15 protein-coding genes are annotated in these 12,315 nt (G+C 47.4%); 10 read left to right on the plus strand and 5 right to left on the minus strand.

The features are described from left to right. The first annotated feature begins 33 nt into the window (after positions 1-33). Together purF and MED92_RS17150 are read left to right on the plus strand one after the other, a co-directional pair. On the plus strand, positions 34-1,554 hold the full coding sequence (gene purF, locus MED92_RS17145; protein ID WP_007022853.1) for an amidophosphoribosyltransferase: 1,521 nt from the start codon (positions 34-36) through the stop codon (positions 1,552-1,554). A 14-nt stretch (positions 1,555-1,568) separates the two neighbouring features. Then, the gene (locus MED92_RS17150; RefSeq protein WP_007022854.1) at positions 1,569-2,789 is read left to right on the plus strand and encodes an O-succinylhomoserine sulfhydrylase; all 1,221 of its coding nucleotides are present in this window, start codon (positions 1,569-1,571) and stop codon (positions 2,787-2,789) included. A gap of 90 nt (positions 2,790-2,879) precedes the next feature. On the opposite strand, the gene MED92_RS17155 is transcribed toward MED92_RS17150, so the two are convergent. Next, positions 2,880-3,158 carry a hypothetical protein gene (locus MED92_RS17155; RefSeq protein ID WP_007022855.1) on the minus strand — a complete coding sequence of 93 codons (279 nt, stop codon included), beginning with the start codon at positions 3,156-3,158 and terminating at the stop codon, positions 2,880-2,882. Between the two features lie 308 nt (positions 3,159-3,466). Between MED92_RS17155 and MED92_RS17160 the strand changes: the two genes are divergently transcribed. Beyond that, positions 3,467-4,150, plus strand: coding sequence for an SDR family oxidoreductase (locus MED92_RS17160; protein WP_007022856.1), 684 nt, complete (start codon positions 3,467-3,469; stop codon positions 4,148-4,150). Positions 4,151-4,205: 55 nt separating this feature from the next. On the opposite strand, the gene MED92_RS18740 is transcribed toward MED92_RS17160, so the two are convergent. After that, entirely contained in the window at positions 4,206-4,634 is a 429-nt protein-coding gene (locus tag MED92_RS18740) for a GNAT family N-acetyltransferase (protein WP_007022857.1), read from the minus strand. A 48-nt stretch (positions 4,635-4,682) separates the two neighbouring features. Further along, positions 4,683-5,204 carry an RNA 2',3'-cyclic phosphodiesterase gene (gene thpR, locus MED92_RS17170; RefSeq protein WP_007022858.1) on the minus strand — a complete coding sequence of 174 codons (522 nt, stop codon included), beginning with the start codon at positions 5,202-5,204 and terminating at the stop codon, positions 4,683-4,685. Between the two features lie 237 nt (positions 5,205-5,441). Between thpR and MED92_RS17175 the strand changes: the two genes are divergently transcribed. The 6 genes from MED92_RS17175 to MED92_RS17200 all read left to right on the plus strand — a co-directional run bounded on the left by MED92_RS17175 (position 5,442) and on the right by MED92_RS17200 (position 10,864). After that, positions 5,442-6,383 (plus strand): tRNA-dihydrouridine synthase, encoded by a 942-nt coding sequence (locus MED92_RS17175; protein ID WP_040663195.1) that lies wholly within the window; start codon positions 5,442-5,444, stop codon positions 6,381-6,383. Positions 6,384-6,418: 35 nt separating this feature from the next. Further along, a complete protein-coding gene (locus MED92_RS17180) occupies positions 6,419-8,422 on the plus strand; it encodes a methyl-accepting chemotaxis protein (RefSeq protein ID WP_007022860.1) in 2,004 nt (667 codons plus the stop codon). A gap of 97 nt (positions 8,423-8,519) precedes the next feature. Continuing rightward, the gene (gene amrB / locus MED92_RS17185; RefSeq protein ID WP_007022861.1) at positions 8,520-9,302 is read left to right on the plus strand and encodes an AmmeMemoRadiSam system protein B; all 783 of its coding nucleotides are present in this window, start codon (positions 8,520-8,522) and stop codon (positions 9,300-9,302) included. Continuing rightward, the gene (amrA, locus tag MED92_RS17190) at positions 9,283-9,846 is read left to right on the plus strand and encodes an AmmeMemoRadiSam system protein A (RefSeq protein ID WP_007022862.1); all 564 of its coding nucleotides are present in this window, start codon (positions 9,283-9,285) and stop codon (positions 9,844-9,846) included. Before amrB ends, amrA begins: the two co-directional genes overlap by 20 nt. 157 nt (positions 9,847-10,003) lie before the next feature. After that, a complete protein-coding gene (locus tag MED92_RS17195) occupies positions 10,004-10,348 on the plus strand; it encodes a cupin domain-containing protein (protein ID WP_007022863.1) in 345 nt (114 codons plus the stop codon). Beyond that, entirely contained in the window at positions 10,349-10,864 is a 516-nt protein-coding gene (locus tag MED92_RS17200; RefSeq protein WP_007022864.1) for an O-acetyl-ADP-ribose deacetylase, read from the plus strand. It abuts the gene before it with no gap. Positions 10,865-10,902: 38 nt separating this feature from the next. On the opposite strand, the gene MED92_RS17205 is transcribed toward MED92_RS17200, so the two are convergent. Beyond that, entirely contained in the window at positions 10,903-11,319 is a 417-nt protein-coding gene (locus MED92_RS17205; protein ID WP_007022865.1) for an Hsp20 family protein, read from the minus strand. A 145-nt stretch (positions 11,320-11,464) separates the two neighbouring features. Continuing rightward, positions 11,465-11,884, minus strand: coding sequence for an immunity protein Imm33 domain-containing protein (locus MED92_RS17210; protein ID WP_007022866.1), 420 nt, complete (start codon positions 11,882-11,884; stop codon positions 11,465-11,467). Between the two features lie 153 nt (positions 11,885-12,037). Between MED92_RS17210 and MED92_RS17215 the strand changes: the two genes are divergently transcribed. Next, complete coding sequence (locus MED92_RS17215; RefSeq protein WP_007022867.1) at positions 12,038-12,298, plus strand: DUF3622 domain-containing protein; 261 nt, start codon at positions 12,038-12,040, stop codon at positions 12,296-12,298. Positions 12,299-12,315: the final 17 nt, after the last annotated feature.

Here is a 12,315-nt window from a genome sequence, read left to right on the forward strand (position 1 = left end):
TTATTTATAGTTTGCACTTTGAGGTGAGTTTAAATGTGCGGCATTGTTGGCATTGTAGCCAAATCTTATGTGAACCAGACAATTTTTGACGCGTTGACTGTTCTGCAGCACCGTGGTCAGGACGCAGCTGGTATGGTGACCTGTGAAGGTAATAAATTCTTCCTGCGTAAAGATAATGGTTTGGTGAACGAAGTTTTCCGTACCCGTCACATGAAACGACTGGTTGGGAACGTGGGCATCGGTCACGTCCGTTATCCTACGGCGGGTAGCTCCAGCTCAGCTGAAGCTCAGCCATTTTACGTAAACTCCCCTTACGGTATCGCTCTGGCACACAACGGTAACCTGACTAACGCTGAAGAGTTGGCGGATAAGATGTTCCGTGCCGACCTGCGTCACATCAATACAACGTCTGACTCAGAAGTTCTGTTGAACGTAGTAGCCCACGAACTACAGCGTCAGGGTAAACTCAAGCCTCAGGCTGAAGATATGTTTGAAGCGGTTCGCCGTGTACATGAACGTTGTAAAGGTGGTTATGCCGCTGTTGCAATGATTACCGGCTACGGCATGCTGGCATTCCGTGACCCTAACGGTATCCGTCCGCTGACTTACGGTAAGCGTGAAACGGAACAGGGTACTGAATATATGGTTGCGTCTGAAAGCGTTGCGCTAGATATTTCAGGCTTTGAACGTGTTCGTGATATCGAGCCGGGTGAAGCAATCTACATCGACATGGATGGTAACGTTTCTACTCAACAGTGTGCAGAAGGTACGCAACTGGCACCTTGCTTGTTTGAGTATGTTTATCTGGCGCGTCCGGATTCCATCATCGATGACGTACACGTTCATAACTCACGTATGCGCATGGGCAAAAAACTGGCAGAGAAAGTTCTGCGCGAACGCCCTGATCATGACATCGATGTGATCATCCCTATCCCGGATACCAGCCGTACTTCTGCGATGGAGATGGCAAAAGATCTGGGTGTTATGTTCCGTGAAGGTTTTATTAAGAACCGTTATATTGGCCGTACCTTCATTATGCCAGGGCAGACACAGCGTAAGAAATCAGTGCGCCGTAAGCTGAACCCCATTGGCATGGAGTTTAAAGACAAAGTCGTAATGCTGGTGGATGACTCCATCGTGCGTGGTACGACGTCTAGCCAGATTGTTGAGATGGCTCGTGATGCTGGCGCGAAGAAGGTTTACTTCGCATCTGCTGCGCCTGCGGTTAAATTCCCGAACGTTTATGGTATCGATATGCCAGCTGCTGAAGAGCTGATCGCACATGGCCGTACCGATGACGAAGTTGGTGAAGAGATCGGTTGTGACTGGATGATTTACCAGGATCTGGACGATCTGAAAGCATCTGTAACCGAAGGTAATGAAAACATCACTGCCTTTGATACCTGTGTATTCGATGGTCAGTATGTAGCGGGTGATATCGACGCGTCCTACCTGGAGCGATTGTCTCAGGCGCGTAACGATGATGCTAAAGGCAGCGATGATAAAAAGGTTAAGAGTAATAAGTCGTCTAACCTGTGTAGCGAGATAGATTAAGGAGCCATTGGCTGATGTCCATATCCGATTACGAACGCGAAGCGCGTATCCAGTTCGACCCAGAAGAGGGTTACGGGCTGTCCACGCTGGCTTTGCGTTCTGGTCAACACCGTTCGCTTGAAGGCGAGCACAGTGACCCGATCTACCCAACGTCCAGTTTTGTATTCTCCAGTGCGCGAGAAGCAGCGGCACGTTTCGGTGGAGAGGAAGAGGGGAATATCTATTCCCGTTTTACCAACCCTACCGTACAGTTCTTCGAAGAGCGTATTGCGGCAATGGAAGGTGGTGAACGTGCGGTTGCTACCGCCTCTGGAATGGCAGCGATTCTGAGTACTTGCCTGTCACTGATGCAGAACGGCGACCATGTGGTATGTTCACGCAGTGTATTTGGCTCTACCGTTTCTCTGTTTGATAAGTACCTGACCCGTACAGGTATCAGTGTGACCTATGTTGACCCAACGGATCTGTCTAGTTGGGAAGAAGCCATTGTTCCAGAAACCAAAATGCTGTTCCTGGAGACGCCTTCTAATCCATTAGCGGAACTGACCGATGTTGCGGCTGTGGCAGAGATTGCACATAAGCACGATGCACTGTTGGTGGTTGATAACTGTTTCTGTACACCGGTGCTCCAGCAGCCGCTGAAGCAGGGCGCAGATATTATCATCCATTCAGCGACAAAGTACCTTGATGGACAGGGCCGTTGTGTCGGTGGTGTTGTCGTAGGCCGTGATAAAGAGCTGGAAGAAGTATTCGGCTTCATCCGTACCGGCGGGGCCTGCATGAGCCCGTTTAATGCCTGGGTATTCCTGAAAGGTTTGGAAACACTTAAGCTGCGTATGGATGCTCACTGTAAAAATGCGATGGAGATGGCTACCTGGCTGGAAAAGCAGGAAGGTATCGATCGTGTCTACTACTCTGGTCTGGAAAGTCATTCCCAGCATGAACTGGCTAAACAGCAGCAGAATGGCTTTGGTGGTGTACTCTCCTTTGAAGTGAAGGGAGGACAGGAAGCTGCATGGCGCTTTATTGATGCGACGCAGATGGTCTCTATCACCGGTAACCTGGGCGACGTGAAAACCACAATCACTCATCCAGCGACTACGACTCATGGTCGTATGACCCCGGAAGCTCGCGCTGAAGCGGGCATTAAAGACAATCTGATCCGTTTGTCGGTAGGTATCGAAGAACTAGAAGATATTAAGAAAGATATGCAGCGCGGACTGGCTGCGGTCTGAGATTATATTAAGCATTGAAAGGCAGCCTTATGGCTGCTTTTTTTTGGGGCTGTCCTTCTGTCTGACAGCCGTTCTGGTTCTGGCAAGGATTTATTTCGTCCCCCATATCTTTGACACTGCTCGGTTAGAGCCCAGAAGACCGACAACGACAGCGACAAAACCTACGCAGAAGAATACTACTACAGGGATCAATGCCCCCAGATCTTCACTTCCTGAAGCCCCTATGCCTGATAACATGGCTAAGAAGATAAACAAGCTGCCCAGAACATTCAGGGCTATACGGTGGGATTGTTTATAATTTTCAGGTTCTTCTCCAGTTTCGAAGAATTTAAGGATTGGCCAGAAAATTTTGATAAGTAGTTGTTTCATTTAATTTCTTTGGTTGTGCCTCTAATAAGAAGAACATAACTCTGTCGCCGGACGATGTAAATCCGAGTGGAGTTATTCTTAGCTCAATACCATTTATAGCAATAATTGTAGCGCTTTCTCTTATGCTTGAGGTTCCTTAAATCATGTATGCTAGCAACTCCATTATGGATATAGTGCTCGTCTTTGAAATTGCGACTTTACCGATGGCATACCAACTAATGACAAATGAGCAATATGAAAACAGCTAAAATTCAAAGGAATTCCTCGCATTCCGTATTCCAGTTTTAGGACCATACAGAGAGAAAAGCATGAAGAGAAATCTAATCGTCGTGGGTGCCAGCCGGGGTATAGGGTTAGCGGTGGCTAAGTTCTATGAAGCTCAAGGGGATACTGTATTTTCTGTCTCACGCACCCCGTCCAGTGTTGGGCAATGGATTGAAGCTGACATATCACGTCCTGAAGGCATAAAGGCCGTACTGGAAGAGACTTCGGGCCTTACCATCGATGCTTTGCTGTACATGGGCGGAGTCTGGGAGCAGGGGGCTTTCACCGAAGATTATAACTTTGAGGTAAGTCCCTATTCTGAAACTGAAACCATTATTAATGTGAATCAGATTGCGCCGATAGAGCTTGTTAAGGGCCTTTTACCGAATTTGAGAAAATCAGAAAATCCACGCGCGATTTTCATGGGTGCGACTTCTGGGCTCGAAATCTCTACAACCTCTGAGATTGCATATTCGGCTTCTAAGTTTGGGCTGCGTGGGACCGTCCACTCACTTCGAATGGGGTATAACAAAGAGGGGATAGGGTTCACTATTATCAACCCAGGATTTGTAGGCACTGATGAAGTACTGGAAGATATCAAATCTGGTGAGTTCGAAGGGTTGATTCCTATACCCATCGAGGATGTTGTCCGAGCAGTAGACTTTGTCATTCAATCGAGCCGAGATAGCGATATTGGAGATATCACGCTGACTCAGAAATTTACCTAGCAAATTGTTCTTAAATTATCCGGCAAGCGCCCTGGTTGCTCTTTAATTTAAAGCTCTAAATGGCTTTAGTTAATATCGCTTGCCGCTTACTCTCTTCATATCCCAAGCTTTGATAAAACAGATGCGCTTCTTTGCGAACCTGATTAGCGCGGACACGAATGGTTGGGGTATGCTCGAATAACCACTGTTCTGCCGCTTTAACTAGCCCTTTGCCAATGCCTGAGCCGCGGCTATTTTCATTGACCACCAGGCTAACAATCTCACCCTGAATGCCTTCAGCCAGGCGAACATCGATAATTGCACAAATACAGCCGATGACTTCACCTGAGTGTTCTGCAATGAAGACCTCCCCGCCAGCTTTACGGACAGCGCTAATATTGGCTGCGATGGTATTCGCTGTATGTTGGTAACCTAGCTGAGACATTAAAGGGATCAGGGCGGCCATGTCTTGATGCTGTGCTGAGCGGTATGTTGGTTTTGTCATGGTATTTTAAAGCTAACCTTTTGAGTTGGTGTGTTATACGTCATTGCGCTAATCTGGAAGAAATTCTCCCTCGGTTACATATTCCGCGCCATTCGCTTTCAGAATACTACTTTTCAACTGGAAGGCTTCAACATTAAAACCGGTTTCAAAGCCTAAGCCTTGAGTACTGACCTTACTCAGTATTTCAGGCGTAAGCTGCTTACAACGGCCCAGTGTCAGATGCGGGATGAACTTTCGCTGTTCCAGTTCTATCCCCAGGCTACGAATTTTATGGCTAAGAGACTTTTGCAGGCGTTTAAGCGGTTCTGATTCTTCAACCCCCAGCCAGATAATGCCGGATTTGAAGTGGCCGATCTTACTTAGTTTAAGTGGAAAGGGTTCGAAGTTGGTTTCGGCAGTGGCTTCTATGATTTCATCCAGGCGGTGTTGCGGTTGTTCACCGATAAACACCAGGGTGATATGTAGCTGCTGGCAGCTGATCCAACGAACCTGTTCCAGTTCTGGACAGACTAATTCAGATACCTGATCTTGAATGGCATCGGGAATATCAATCGCAAGGAATAAACGCATAGCACTCGAAATTGTAATCGTGGCACACCTATATGATCTTATGGGATCAGATCGGTGCTGAAAAGGTGGAGAGATTTTTTATCTCTTAGGGTGATAAGACCGATTAAACCGGCCATGTTGTCATCTTACAATTTCTTTCATGCTGAACTTGGCGGTTTTCGCCTGTCTCTTGCTGCCTTTGGCTGTATCCCCGCTTATAATATAGCCCCTGTTTAAACCTGATAATGATTCCCTGCTTTGAAAATAATTCTTGCCCCGATGGAGGGCGTAGTTGACTACACAATGCGCGACCTGCTGACCCAGGTAGGCGGTATTGACCACTGCGTGACTGAATTTTTACGTGTGAGTGATAGCGTGCTGCCTGCTAAGGTTTTTCGCCGATTATGCCCAGAACTTCACAATGGTGGTAGAACCCCATCCGGTACTCCGGTTATTTTACAGTTGCTGGGAAGTGATCCGTCTGTGCTTGCAGGGAATGCGAGAAAAGGGGCCAAATTGGGAGCCCCAGGAATTGACCTGAATTTTGGCTGTCCTGCCAAAACGGTTAATCGAAGTAAAGGCGGGGCGGTCCTGCTCGATACGCCGGAGTTGATTTACGAAATTGTAAAAGCCGTGCGCGAAGCTGTGCCTGAAGGGGTGCCTGTCTCAGCTAAGATGCGTCTGGGAAATAAAGATAAAAGCCTGGCGATGGAAAACGCTCATGCTATTAAGGATGCCGGGGCCGATTCACTGGCAGTGCATGCACGTACCAAACTGGAAGGTTACAAGCCTCCGGCGCACTGGGAGTGGATCTCCCGCATAAGGGAAGCCATTGATATTCCGGTTGTCGCCAACGGTGAGGTATGGAGCTGGGATGATTATCAGCGTTGCCGAGAGGTCAGCGGTTGCGATGATGTGATGATTGGGCGCGGTCTTATCGCTAAGCCTGATCTGGCAAAAGTTATTAAACATCATCAGGTTAACGAATCTTTTACTTCCTTTAATTGGGATCATGTGCTTAAGTTAGTAGAACTTTATCTTAATCGCATAGAGCAGGATATTGCTGCAAAATATGTTCATGGGCGTATCAAGCAGTGGCTGCATCATTTACAGCGTGAATATGTAGAAGCAGAGCGCTTATTCCAGAAAGTTAAGAAACTGAAGGAACCTTCTGCGCTTAGAGTTGCCCTATATGATTAATATTTAGCGCGCACTCAATAATTGGAGGCTAGACGATGGCATCATGGATCAGCCCTGCGGCAAAACTGATGGGGAGTATGAAGTACCCCGCAAAGTTCAGTCTTGTCAGTATTCTCTTTCTGATTCCTCTTGTGCTCACGGTAACGCTCTATTGGCAGGAACTGAGCCGAAGTATCAATCTCACAAAAGCAGAACTACGCGGGATTGAAATAATAGAGCTGACTGAACCTTTAGTTTTAAATATTGGCCAACACCGTGGCCTAACCAATGCGTTGCTTAACGGTAACAGTGCGGTTGAATCCAAGGTATTGGATCGTCGGGGCAAAGTTGATGCCGCATTAGGTGAGCTAAAAGCGGGAACGGGTGATGTCAGTGCTGAAGCAAAGGGTGTGATCAGTCGACTTGGTTCGCAATGGTCATCGATTAAATCCAGTATAGGCTCTGAAGATCCTGCCCAGATCTTTGAGATGCATAATGAATTTGCGGCAACGGTGCGTGGCTTTAACGAAGTCATTCTGCGTGAATTTTCTTTGGAGCTTGATCCCAACAGCGATACCACCTTTATGATCGATAATGTGGCGGTTTTCTTACCACAGATCATCGATGAAACCGGGCAGCTGCGCGGTAAGGCATCAGGGGTTGCTGCTCGTGGATCATTCACTCCGGATAGTTTTATCTACATTAATAATCTGATCGGCCGTCTTGAAAAGATCTATCCATCTTTGGCTTCAGGTCTGAAGATGGAAGAGCTGTCTGAGATGCGTGCCGAGATTGCGGCAGCTGAAAAAGGTGTAGGAGATTACCTTGCCTACGTTCGCCAGAATGTCACAGAGCCAGATTCAATTGGTGTCGATTCGAATCAGGTGTTCTCTGAAGGCACTGCTGCGATCAAACAGGTGCTGACACTTTACAAAGCGATGCTGCCAGCGCTGCACGAAAAAGAGCAGGCTTATCTTGATAAGCAGGTCTTCAGCAGAAATCTTATTTTGATTGTTATCAGCATTACTGTACTTCTGGCTATCTATCTGTTTGTCGGCTTCTATCGTTCAACTATCCAGACGATGGAAGGTTTTCAGGATGTTGCGGCTAAATTAGCGTCTGGTGATCTCTCTGCCCGTCTTGAATTTACTGGCAAAGACGAGATGTCCTCTATCTCTAAAGGTATGAATCAGGTTGCGGATGGTTTTGAGCAACTGGTTCGTGAAGCCAAAACCGCCACCTCTTTGGTAACAGAAGGGTCGGGAAGACTCTCCATCGAATCTGCTCAGACCCGAGACGGTGTTGCCCGCCAGAAAGAGGAGACCTCTCACATTGCCGAGGGTGTAGGAGATCTAGCTAACAGTGCGGCTGAGATTGCTCAGAATACCAATCAGGCGTCGAGTACTGCGCAAGATGTTGATCAGATGGCCACTGAGGGATTAGCGGTTGTGCAGAAAACTACGGCTTCCTTTAACGCGCTCGCAGCAGATGTGTCTACTACGAGTGCGGTTATTAGTGAGTTGGATCAGGATGTGCAGAATATCCACGCAGTATCGAGTGTGATCAGCGATATTGCGGATCAGACCAACCTGCTGGCACTAAACGCCGCGATTGAGGCGGCCCGTGCAGGTGAGCAAGGACGTGGTTTTGCCGTAGTTGCGGATGAGGTAAGAACCTTAGCCCAGCGTACCCAGGATTCAACGGGCGAAATCCGTGAAACGCTACAGAAACTTCAGGATTGCGCAAAACGTGCCGTTGAAATGATGGAACGTACCAGTAGCTCAGTTACGGAAAATGTCTCTGAGATGGCTCGCGCCAGCGAAGTATTGCAACAGATTGATTCGTCGTTGACTGAGGTTAATATGATGAACTCAGGCATTGCAGCGGCAGCAGAGGAGCAGAGCGGTTTGGTTAACCATCTGCATGAAAGCCTGGCCGCCATTTCTGATGTCGCTGACAGCTCAGAAAGTGCAGCGCGTAATACGTCAGGCCTTGCTGACGAGATGGCGTCCTCAGCTTCTCACCTTGAACAGACGTTATCTAAGTTCACGGTTCGATAGAGCTTATTAAGTCTAATGCTTAAAAACCCGCCAATATGTGCGGGTTTTTTGTTATCTGGATCGGTGCTTACCTATACTTCACTAAGAGGTGCTGAAAATGGTGACTAGAACTGCAGCGGTTGCCGGGATGTTTTATCCGGATGATAAGGAATGCTTACTGACCGAACTTTCGGGATTAATAAGTAGTCAATCTGAGCGAGAGGGCACTCCACCCTCATTGCTGGTGGTACCACATGCTGGCTATCAGTATTCAGGCACAGTGGCGGCCCAGGCTTATAAACAGATAACAGATTGGTCGTACTATGAGAGGGTATTGCTGCTTGGCCCGTCCCATCGGGTGCCATTAAGGGGGATGGCGCTATCTGACGCGGATAAGTTTAGTAGCCCACTTGGGGAGTTAAACCTGGATACAGAGCTTATTGCGGAGCTCAATAGCCAGGACTTAGCTGCGTATAACTCTGCAGCTCATGAACTTGAGCACTCCTTAGAGGTACAGCTACCTTTCTTACAGTTTCTTAACTGCGACTTGCCCATCATTCCTGTGGTGGTAGGTGTTGCGCCAAGGGATGAAGTCGCCAGCCTGATACGCATAGTAGAACAAAGTTATAGAATATTGGTCATTGTTAGTACCGATCTCAGCCATTTCCATAGTTTTGAAGAAGCCTGCGATATTGATCGGAAGACCATTGACGAAATTCTCCAACTGGATTCAACGATTATCCCTGAACAAGCTTGCGGCTGTTTTGCCCTCAATGGTGCACTGAGCTGGTGGGCAGAGAAGCAGAGGAAAATACAGCTCATAGAATATAAGAATTCTGGCGATGTTCCGGTAATCGGGGATAAGAGCAGAGTTGTGGGTTATGCAGCATTCAGTGCTTAATCCAGAGCAGAAGCAGTACCTGCTTACTGTTGCCCGCAAGGCCATACAGAGATCAGTGTCTGGGCTGAGTAATTGTGACTTTTTACCTGAACATGACGTTTTGAGTTTGCCCGGAGCGAGCTTTGTTACTTTAACCGTTTCTGGTCGGTTAAGGGGGTGTATCGGAAGCCTGGAAGCGCAGCAGCCGTTGTTTATGGATGTTTGGCATAACGCTCAGCGTGCAGCTCAGAATGATCCGCGTTTTCCCCTGGTTTTAGAATCTGAACTTGATCAAATTAAGATAGAGATTTCGGTTCTAGGTGAACTTCAGCCGATAGATGTCAGTAGTGAAGAAGAGTTGCTTACGCGCATACGCCCCGATATTGACGGATTGCTGATTGACGATGGTGTACATCGAGCTACTTTTTTACCCTCGGTCTGGCAGCAATTACCCGATCCAACCACGTTTCTTGCCCATCTCAAGGTAAAGGCAGGCCTTGCTCAGAGTGGTTGGCCTGAAGGGATCAGATGCGCAGTCTATCAAGTGGAAAAGTGGAGTGAATAATCCCATATTGCGGTATTGTTAAGCTTTACTCTGATTCGTGTAATTGTCATATGGCCTTAACAGAAAATCTCTATAAAACTGAGCCAATAGCTTTTGCCTCGCTGTGGCAATACTTGTCGAATGTTGTGGTTACCAACAGGGCAAGAGTAGCAACAAAATGAACATCTATGATTTGTCAGGCTCAGGACAAGAATCGGAACAGTTCGACCAGTTGCTCTCTATGGAGGGGATTGAAATCGAGAGAATCGTTTCCCATGCCCATGCAACACCTGAAGGTGAATGGTATGACCAGAACTGGGATGAATGGGTACTTGTTGTGTCAGGTCAGGCAGGTATTCGCTTTGCCGATTCTCCCGATATGCATACCCTCAACGCAGGCGATAGTTTGTTCTTTCCTGCGAACCGACGTCATCGGGTTGAGTGGACCTCGACTGAAGAGCCAACTATCTGGCTTGCCGTTCATTTTAATAAATCCCATTTTAGTAAATCAGAGTCAGGCTAAATGAGATCACAAACCATCGATATTATTATGGGTGATATAACCCAGCTTTCCGTTGATGCTATCGTCAACGCAGCAAATAACAGCTTGCTCGGAGGTGGCGGAGTCGATGGGGCGATACACCGAGTCGCAGGGCCTGAATTATTAGAAGAGTGCCGAGGCCTGAAGGGGTGCGATACAGGGCAGGCGAAACTGACGAGCGGATATCAGCTGCCAGCAAAGCACGTAATCCATACGGTAGGTCCAATCTGGTATGGCGGGGAGGAAGGAGAAGCCGGACATTTGGCTAGCTGCTATCGTGATTCCCTGAGATTGGCTGAACAGTACCAACTCAAGTCGGTAGCCTTTCCAGCGATCAGTTGTGGTGTCTATGGCTATCCTGCTGAACAAGCAGCTGAAATCGCTATCAGGACTGTAATGGAGGAGAAATCGAACGATCTGTCGATTATCTTTTGTCTGTTCAGTGAAGAGATGCTGAGCGTTTATCAGCGGGTATTTAAAGGTCTCTCTGAGAATTAAAAAAGGAGGCTGAAGCCTCCTTTTTTATACCGGAAGTATTACTGAATCTGAATCTGGCGCGGCTTCATCGCCTCAGGGATTTCGCGGATCAGGTCAATGTGTAGTAATCCGTTTTCCATAGACGCCGTGACAACTTTAACATGGTCAGCTAACTGGAAGCGGCGCTCAAAGTTTCGTGCGGCAATGCCCTGGTAAAGGTATTGGCGATCTTGCGGAACCTCTTTTTTCTGACCTGTAACTGTCAGCGATCCGCTTTCGCTCTGGATGTTCAGTTCATCGTTCTCGAAACCTGCAACGGCCATCGTAATTCGGTATTCATTCTCGCCCATCAGTTCTATGTTATAGGGTGGGAAAGAGGGCTGGTTATCGTTGCGGCTGGCGTTATCCAGCATGTTTGCCAGACGGTCAAAGCCAATAGCAGAACGGTATAGCGGGGAAAGGTCAAACTCACGCATGGTGTATATCCTCATCAAGCAATATATCTATTTAATAAATGGGTTAGCCCCTCTCTTGAGCGGGCTGTATTAACCGGCCTCTCTTGAGCACCGGTTAATAAATAGATAGGGACGCTTAATGGGTTTTCAACACCTGATGACGAAATTAATCTTCAGGATCTACGTTGAAGCGATCAACATCATTGGTGATATCAACATCAACGCTAGCACTTGGGATACGGTAATCATGAACACGTTCCCAGCCTTCACTGCCAGGTGCGCGTTCCCATACTGTACCCGCGTTAAAAGTTACAAGGTCAGTCAGAGATGAGTCCAGACGACACATTTTCTCAACAGGTACAGGCACCAGATTGGACAGTTCATCTTCTAGAAACTCTTCGGTCTCATAACCGGTGAACATGCGCCACCCCGTGTCATTTAGGTGCTCTGGTACTGTTTTATACATGAAACGGATGGGCAGCTTCTCGTCAAAGCAGAGTTTAGAAACCAGGGCTAAAAAGCCATTCTTCGTCTGGTTTGTTTCCGTTTCTTTCGTTTTTGGGGTATCAACGTCGACTGATTTCATAGCTACTCGGTAGATTAATTGTTACGCAGAGCGCAATTTTAAACCTTGTCAAAGGATCAGGCTAGCAGGTTAAGGCTTACTTTATGTCTATAAAGAGGTAGAATTCCGCGCTCTAATTCGGGGAAGGCCCCAACCAAGTATTCAGGAACAGTCATGTCTAAAGGTAAAAAGTACAGTTATCAGCTGCTTCAGCAGGAAAATTCCTGGTCAGCGCAAATTATTCGGCAGGTAACAAGTAGAAGGACTCAGGTGTCTAAAAGCAGAGATGGCTTTGAAACCGAAGAGGCAGCGACTAAGTGGGCGCAAGAAACCTTAGAATCTTTTCTTGAGCAGCAGTCTGAACGTAACAAACGCAAAGCAGAAAAACGCGAACAGCGCGCTGAATCAAACGACCTGGGTTTTGAAGAAGAATAAAGGTTGATAAAGAACCA

The sequence above is a fragment of the Neptuniibacter caesariensis genome, assembly GCF_000153345.1.
In the GTDB taxonomy this organism is placed as follows: Bacteria; Pseudomonadota; Gammaproteobacteria; order Pseudomonadales; family Balneatricaceae; genus Neptuniibacter; species Neptuniibacter caesariensis.

What these genes read in the sequence shown, in the direction of transcription:
- MED92_RS17205 (WP_007022865.1), bottom strand. Translation starts at nt 11,319, where the DNA reads ATGCGTGAGTTTGACCTTTCCCCGCTATACCGTTCTGCTATTGGCTTT.
- amrB (WP_007022861.1), top strand. Translation starts at nt 8,520, where the DNA reads ATGGTGACTAGAACTGCAGCGGTTGCCGGGATGTTTTATCCGGATGAT.
- thpR (WP_007022858.1), bottom strand. Translation starts at nt 5,204, where the DNA reads ATGCGTTTATTCCTTGCGATTGATATTCCCGATGCCATTCAAGATCAG.
- MED92_RS17195 (WP_007022863.1), top strand. Translation starts at nt 10,004, where the DNA reads ATGAACATCTATGATTTGTCAGGCTCAGGACAAGAATCGGAACAGTTC.
- MED92_RS17200 (WP_007022864.1), top strand. Translation starts at nt 10,349, where the DNA reads ATGAGATCACAAACCATCGATATTATTATGGGTGATATAACCCAGCTT.
- MED92_RS17150 (WP_007022854.1), top strand. Translation starts at nt 1,569, where the DNA reads ATGTCCATATCCGATTACGAACGCGAAGCGCGTATCCAGTTCGACCCA.
- MED92_RS17180 (WP_007022860.1), top strand. Translation starts at nt 6,419, where the DNA reads ATGGCATCATGGATCAGCCCTGCGGCAAAACTGATGGGGAGTATGAAG.
- MED92_RS17215 (WP_007022867.1), top strand. Translation starts at nt 12,038, where the DNA reads ATGTCTAAAGGTAAAAAGTACAGTTATCAGCTGCTTCAGCAGGAAAAT.
- MED92_RS17160 (WP_007022856.1), top strand. Translation starts at nt 3,467, where the DNA reads ATGAAGAGAAATCTAATCGTCGTGGGTGCCAGCCGGGGTATAGGGTTA.
- MED92_RS17155 (WP_007022855.1), bottom strand. Translation starts at nt 3,158, where the DNA reads ATGAAACAACTACTTATCAAAATTTTCTGGCCAATCCTTAAATTCTTC.
- MED92_RS18740 (WP_007022857.1), bottom strand. Translation starts at nt 4,634, where the DNA reads ATGACAAAACCAACATACCGCTCAGCACAGCATCAAGACATGGCCGCC.
- amrA (WP_007022862.1), top strand. Translation starts at nt 9,283, where the DNA reads ATGCAGCATTCAGTGCTTAATCCAGAGCAGAAGCAGTACCTGCTTACT.
- purF (WP_007022853.1), top strand. Translation starts at nt 34, where the DNA reads ATGTGCGGCATTGTTGGCATTGTAGCCAAATCTTATGTGAACCAGACA.
- MED92_RS17210 (WP_007022866.1), bottom strand. Translation starts at nt 11,884, where the DNA reads ATGAAATCAGTCGACGTTGATACCCCAAAAACGAAAGAAACGGAAACA.